The 6,440-nt window shown below is 71.8% G+C and carries 6 protein-coding genes and 2 pseudogenes; all 8 read right to left on the bottom strand.

Annotated features, from left to right (window positions below; genetic code table 11):
* Nucleotides 1-242: pseudogene (locus AE652_RS32615) on the bottom strand (hypothetical protein); the annotation flags it as partial.
* Nucleotides 243-300: 58 nt separating this feature from the next.
* The gene (locus AE652_RS32610; protein ID WP_049658157.1) at nt 301-846 is read right to left on the bottom strand and encodes a SigE family RNA polymerase sigma factor; all 546 of its coding nucleotides are present in this window, start codon (nt 844-846) and stop codon (nt 301-303) included.
* Nucleotides 847-1,300: 454 nt separating this feature from the next.
* Entirely contained in the window at nt 1,301-2,368 is a 1,068-nt protein-coding gene (locus tag AE652_RS32605; RefSeq protein WP_049658155.1) for an aspartate-semialdehyde dehydrogenase, read from the bottom strand.
* A gap of 60 nt (nt 2,369-2,428) precedes the next feature.
* Entirely contained in the window at nt 2,429-3,709 is a 1,281-nt protein-coding gene (locus tag AE652_RS32600) for an aspartate kinase (protein WP_049658154.1), read from the bottom strand.
* A 398-nt stretch (nt 3,710-4,107) separates the two neighbouring features.
* Nucleotides 4,108-4,821, bottom strand: a complete 714-nt coding sequence (locus tag AE652_RS32595) for a DUF5063 domain-containing protein (protein ID WP_234348627.1) — start codon at nt 4,819-4,821, stop codon at nt 4,108-4,110.
* On the bottom strand, nt 4,814-5,413 hold the full coding sequence (gene recR / locus AE652_RS32590) for a recombination mediator RecR (protein ID WP_049658152.1): 600 nt from the start codon (nt 5,411-5,413) through the stop codon (nt 4,814-4,816). Before recR ends, AE652_RS32595 begins: the two co-directional genes overlap by 8 nt.
* Nucleotides 5,414-5,694: 281 nt before the next feature.
* Nucleotides 5,695-6,036: a YbaB/EbfC family nucleoid-associated protein gene (locus AE652_RS32585; protein ID WP_074001802.1), complete on the bottom strand. Its 342-nt coding sequence runs from the start codon at nt 6,034-6,036 to the stop codon at nt 5,695-5,697.
* A gap of 159 nt (nt 6,037-6,195) precedes the next feature.
* A pseudogene (locus AE652_RS32580) lies at nt 6,196-6,440 on the bottom strand (DNA polymerase III subunit gamma and tau); the annotation flags it as partial.

Raw genomic sequence — 6,440 nt, 5'->3', positions numbered from 1 at the left:
CGCCGGGCGGCCCGGCGGCGGGGCACCGCCCGCCGGATCCGCGGCAGCCCGCCGGCCGCGGGCTGGATGCCGGAGACGGCGCCGTGCAGGAGCTCGCGCACCGCCCGTTCCTCGGTGGACAGGGACAGCAGCTCCTCCGGGGCCTCGGCCCCGGGCCTGCTCGCTCTGGAAGCGCCGAGCCCGGTCACCCCGAGCCCGGTCGCCCCGGGCTCGTTCGCCCCGGGCGTCCCGGGTCCGTTCACCTCAGGCCCGCCCGCCTCCGGAGTGCCGTCCGCCGGCCGCCGTCGGTCGCCGTCCGCCTCAGCCATGTCCGGCCGCCATCTGGACGCGCAGGGCGGCGAGCCCGCGCGAGCCGTAGGCCTTCACCGAGCCGAGCGAGATGCCCAGGGTCTCGGCGACCTGCGCCTCCGTCATGTCCACGAAGTAACGCAGCACCAGAACCTCCCGCTGACGGCGTTGCAGACCACGCAGCGCGGCCTTCAACTGGTCGCGCTCCAGGGCATCGTAAGCACCTTCTTCTGCACTGGCCATGTCAGGCATGGGCTTCGGCAGCAGTCGCAGCCCGAGGATGCGGCGGCGCAGCGTGGAGCGGGACAGGTTGACGACCGTCTGCCGCAGGTACGCCAGGGTCTTCTCGGGCTCGCGCACCCGGCGCCGGGCGGCGTGCACCCGGATGAACGCCTCCTGGACGACGTCCTCGCAGGTCGAGAGGTCGTCGAGGAGCAGCGCGGCGAGCCGCAGCAGCGAGCGGTAGTGCGCCTGGTAGGTCGCGGTGAGCAGGTCCTCGCTGGTACCCGCGTCGGTACCGGCACCGGAGTCCGCCGCACCGGGTGCGGCCGCCGTCATCTGGTCTTCTTCCGGCCTACTCGCAGGCCTCGGGGCGCGCGAGGGGAAGGACACCGCGGCTCTTGCCGGGATGCCCGCCCTTGCCCCCACCATCACGTTCGCCACGCACGTTGGACACTCGATCCCCTGTCATGGTTGCCCAGCCCGGGGCCCATTCTTCCGCATCGGCTGAAGAGGCCTCCAGGGGATTCCCACGGGATTCCGGACAGATTGTGTCGAGGAGCGAACACAGGTATGGACACAGGTGTGGACACAAGCGGGCACATCGGAACCCGTGAGAGCCCGTCAGGACCGGGGCCCTCTCTTTCGGATCATGCCGGGCGCACGACGCCGGAGCACGCACCTCGCCGCGTTGTCGTCGGTCGCCGATGCTCCGCATGGACTCCCTCCTCCGCCTTGCGATGCACGCACTCCAACGCCGCGCGCTGATCCGACGTGATCCGAAAGAGAGGACCTAATCCGTCGGCGTTCCCGCCGTCAGCTCCGCCGCCACCAGCTCGGCCAGCTGCACCAGGTTGAGCGCCGCGCCCTTGCGCAGGTTGTCCCCGCAGAGGAAGAGGTCCAGCGCCTCCGGCTCGTCCAGCGCCCGCCGGACCCGCCCGACCCAGACCGGGTCCGTCCCGACCACGTCGTTCGGCGTCGGGAACTCGCCCGCCGCCGGGTCGTCGTAGAGGACCACGCCGGGCGCGTCCCGCAGGATCTCCTGCGCGTGCTCCTGGGTGACCTCGCGTTCGAACCGCGCGTGCACGGCCAGCGCGTGGGTGCGGACGACGGGGATGTGGACGCAGGTCGCCGAGACCTTCAGGGCAGGCAGGCCGAGGACCTTGCGGGACTCGTCGCGGATGCCCATCTCCTCGGCGGACCAGCCGCCGTCGCGCAGCCCGCCGGTCCAGGGCACGGCGTTGAGCGCGAGCGGGGCGGCGAACGGCCCCTGATCGGCGATCAGCGCGCGCAGGTCGCCGGTCTGCCGGCCCACCGCGGTGCCCGCCACCAGCCCGGTCTGCGCGCGCAGCGCCGCCTCACCGTCGCGGCCCTCGCCGCCGGCGGCCTGGTAGGAGGCGACCACGAGCTGCGCCAGCCCGTACTCGGCGTGCAGCGCGCCGACCGCGGCGATCATCGCGAGCGTGGTGCCGGCCGGACTGGCGACGATGCCGCGCGGGCGGATCCGCAGCGCGGCCGCGTTGACCTCCGGGACGACCAGCGGCACGTCCTCGGCGGTGCGGAAGGCGGCCGAGTCGTCGACCACCACGACGCCCTTGGCCGCCGCGATCGGCGCCCACTGGGCGGAGACCTGGTCGGGGACGGCGAAGAGCGCGACGTCGATCCCCGCGAAGGCCTCCTCGGTCAGCGGGACGACCGCGACGGTCTCCCCGCGCACCAGCGCCGTACGGCCGGCCGAGCGCGGGGAGGCGACGAGTCGGACCTCGCCCCAGACGTCCTGGCGGAGGGAGAGCAGCCCGAGCAGCACCTCGCCGACCGCGCCGGTGGCGCCGACGACGGCGAGGTTGGGACGCCGGGTCATCGCCCGGCGTCCCGGCCCGGTGCCCGGGTCATCGCCCGGTGCTCCCGTTCCGTTCCCGGGTCATCGCCCGGTGCCGCCGTAGACGACGGCCTCGTCGCTCTCGCTGTCCAGGCCGAAGGCGCTGTGCACGGCACGGACGGCCTCCGGCACGTCGTCGGCGCGGGTGACCACCGAGATGCGGATCTCCGAGGTGGAGATCAGCTCGATGTTGACGCCCGCGGCGGACAGCGCCTCGAAGAAGGTCGCCGTGACGCCCGGGTTGGAGCGCATGCCGGCGCCGACCAGCGAGATCTTGCCGATCGCGTCGTCGTAGCGGAGCGACTCGTAGCCGATGCCCTGCTTGACCCGGCCCAGCGCGTCGATGGCCTTCTGGCCCTCGGTCTTGGGCAGGGTGAAGGAGATGTCGGTCAGGCCGGTCGACGCGGCGGAGACGTTCTGCACCACCATGTCGATGTTGACCTCGGCGTCGGCGATGGCGCGGAAGATGCGCGCCGCCTCGCCCGGCTTGTCGGGCACGCCGACGACGGTGACCTTGGCCTCGGAGGTGTCGTGGGCGACTCCGGAGATGATGGCCTGCTCCATCTCGCCCCCTTCGGGCTTGTTCGGGTTGTCGTTGCTGACGATCGTCCCGGGAAGACCCGAGAAGGACGAGCGTACGTGAATCGGGATGTTGTAGCGACGGGCGTACTCGACACACCGATCGAGCAGCACCTTGGAACCCGACGAGGCCAGCTCCAGCATGTCCTCGTAGGCGATCCAGTCGATCTTGCGGGCCTTCTTCACCACGCGCGGGTCGGCGGTGAACACGCCGTCCACGTCGGTGTAGATCTCGCAGACCTCGGCCTTCAGCGCGGCGGCGAGTGCCACGGCGGGGGTGTCCGAGCCGCCCCGGCCCAGCGTGGTGATGTCCTTGCTGGTCTGGGAGACGCCCTGGAAGCCGGCCACGATCGCGATGTTGCCCTGGTCCAGGGCGGTGCGGATGCGACCGGGCGTCACGTCGATGATGCGCGCCTTGTTGTGCACGGAGTCGGTGATGACACCGGCCTGGCTGCCCGTGAAGGACTGCGCCTCGTGCCCCAGGGATTTGATCGCCATGGCCAGCAGCGCCATGGAGATGCGCTCTCCAGCGGTCAGCAGCATGTCGAACTCACGGCCGGCAGGCAGCGGTGACACCTGCTCCGCGAGTTCGATGAGCTCGTCCGTCGTGTCGCCCATCGCGGACACCACGACGACGACCTCATGGCCGGCCTTCTTGGCGTCAACGATTCGGCGGGCCACGCGCTTGATGCCTTCGGCATCCGCAACGGATGAGCCGCCGTACTTCTGCACGACAAGGCCCACGTGCGCTCCTCGACTCGAAGTCTTTTCCGGGGGCTACGGGCCCCCGTACCCCCCGGGGGAGAGGGGGGTGCGGTCGTCGTCAGTCTACCGAGCAGGGGTGCTCCGACCGGCGCTTTCCATATCGTGAGACGGTAGTTTCAGCACGTGAGCGGCCGTACGGGCGGCTCCGCCGTCAGGTCTGCGGGCGATTCGGTACCGCTCCGAAGAATCGCCCGACCGGGGGACGGCGATCCGGCCGGATTTCTTTTCCGGCCGGGGCGCTGAGGCATTCGTCACAATCCGAGGGCGCATTCGATCAGCCCGCGATCCGTGCCGGGATCCGTACCGCGTTGTGCCCGCGATCCGTGCCACGATCTGCCCGCGATCCGCCGCATTCCACCGGATTTCCGTCCGGGAAACTACCGCCCGATGCCGAGCTCGGCCGCCATCAGGTCGCCCGCCTGCTGCTCCAGCTGCTCGTCGGTGAGCCCGTCGTCGTCGGTGTCCGCGCCGTCCGGCGCCGCGCCGATCGGGCTGTCCAGCCGAACGTGGGCGATCAGCGACTGCAGGGCCCGCAGCACCGCCGTGCAGGTCGTGCCCCAGTTGGAGAGGTACGAGAACTGCCACCACCACAGCGCCTCGCTGACCCGGCCCTCGCGGTAGTGGGTCAGGCCGTGCTGGAGCTCGCTGACCACGCCGGCCAGGTCGTCCGAGATCCGGAAGGCGTTGGGCTTCTCCGGCGGACCGTACGGGTCGAAGACCTCGTGGTAGACGTCGATCGGCGCGAGCAGCTCGGCGAGGCGCTCGCGCAGCTGCTCGCCGTCCGGCTCGGGGCCGGTGTCCGGCTCGAACCGGTCCTCCGGGACGACGTCCTCGATCGCGCCCAGCCGGCCGCCGGCCAGCAGCAGCTGCGAGACCTCCAGGAGCAGCAGCGAGACCGCGCTGCCGGGCTCGTCGCCCTTGGCGACCTCGGTGACGGCGAGCACGAAGCTCTCCACCGAGTCGGCGATCTGCACGGCGAAGTCGTCCGGCTCCGAGCCGTGGCCGTGGACGTGCGGGGCGTGCGCCCCCGGTTCCCCGTGGGACTGCTGGTGGGGGGTGTGGGGCTGCTGGTTGATCGTCCGGTCAGACATCGAGCAGTCGTCTCCCTTCGAAGGCGCGGCCGAGGGTGACCTCGTCCGCGTACTCCAGATCCCCGCCGACGGGCAGGCCGCTCGCCAGACGGGTCACCTTCAGGCCCATCGGCTTGCAGAGCCGGGCCAGGTAGGTGGCGGTCGCCTCCCCCTCCAGGTTGGGGTCGGTGGCCAGGATCAGCTCGGTGACCGTGCCGTCCGCGAGGCGCGACAGCAGCTCGCGGATCCGCAGGTCGTCCGGGCCGACGCCCTCGATGGGGCTGATCGCGCCGCCCAGCACGTGGTAGCGGCCGCGGAACTCACGGGTGCGCTCGATGGCGACGACGTCCTTCGGCTCCTCGACCACGCAGATGACGGCGAGGTCGCGGCGCGGGTCCAGGCAGACCCGGCACCGCTCGGCCTCCGCGACGTTGCCGCAGACCGCGCAGAAGCGGACCTTGTCCTTGACCTCCAGCAGCGCGTGCGCCAGCCGGCGCACGTCCGTCGGGTCGGACTGCAGCACGTGGAAGGCGATCCGCTGCGCGCTCTTGGGCCCGACGCCGGGCAGCCTGCCCAGTTCGTCGATCAGGTCCTGAACCACGCCCTCGTACAACGTCGCGCCTTCCCTCGGATGGTCGGTGTGCCGGACGGCCGGTGGAGCCGGGTGGCTGGTGGGGCTTGGTGGCCCGTGGAGCCGGAGCTGGTGAAGCCGGAAAGCTGGTGGAGCCGGACGGCCGGGGCCGGTGGTGCCGGACGGCCGGTGGTGCTCCGGTGCCATCATCCAACGAATCGGGCGTCGGACACAGCGCCCGACGCCCGACTCCCACATAAATCACATGGGTCTGTCGTCTGAACTTCAGACCTTCTGGCCTTGGAAGCCGCCGTTGGACGACGTCAGAACGGCAGGCCGGGGATGCCGCCGCCGCCCAGGCCCTGGGTCAGCGGGCCCATGCGCTCGGCCTGCAGCTTCTGCGCGGTCTGGTTGGCGTCCCGAACGGCCGCCAGGACCAGGTCGGCCAGGGTCTCGGTGTCGTCCGGGTCCACGGCGGCCGGGGAGATGCTCAGCGCCACCAGCTCACCGGCACCGGTCACCGTCGCCTCGACCAGGCCGCCGCCCGCCGAACCGCTCACCTTCGCCTCGGCCAGCTCCTGCTGGGCGTTCGCGAGATCCTGCTGCATCTTCTGCGCCTGCTTCAGCAGCTGCTGCATGTTGGGCTGGCCACCACCGGGGAACACGGCTGTCTCCTTGCTGTCACGGCTGTCGTACGGCGCTTCGTCCGTCACCGCCGAGCCTACGTGCTGCCCGCCGGTCCGGGCCCCGGATCGGGCCCGGATCAGGGTCCGCTCAGGGGCCCGTAGGCCCGGAGACCTGGGCCGGAGGACCCGGGGGCCGGATCAGGAGCCCTGGTGGTGGATCTCCTCCAGCACCGTCGCCCCCAACTCGCGGATGATCAGCTCCTGGCCGGAGAACACGTCCTCCTTGAGGTCCGGGTCGTCCGCCTCCGGGACGTCGTCCTCCGGAGCCACCGAGCGCACCGGACGGGCCTGCGCCGCCACCGGCGGCGGGGCCTGCACCGGCGCGGGCTGCACGGGCGGGGCCTGGACGGGCGCCGGCGCGGCCTGGACCGGCGGAGCCTGCA

Origin of the sequence: Kitasatospora sp. MY 5-36, assembly GCF_001182915.1 — a bacterium.
In the GTDB taxonomy this organism is placed as follows: Bacteria; Actinomycetota; Actinomycetes; order Streptomycetales; family Streptomycetaceae; genus Kitasatospora.
The sequence above is the reverse complement of the archived record's forward strand: the minus strand, read 5'-3'. Positions and strand labels throughout refer to the sequence as shown.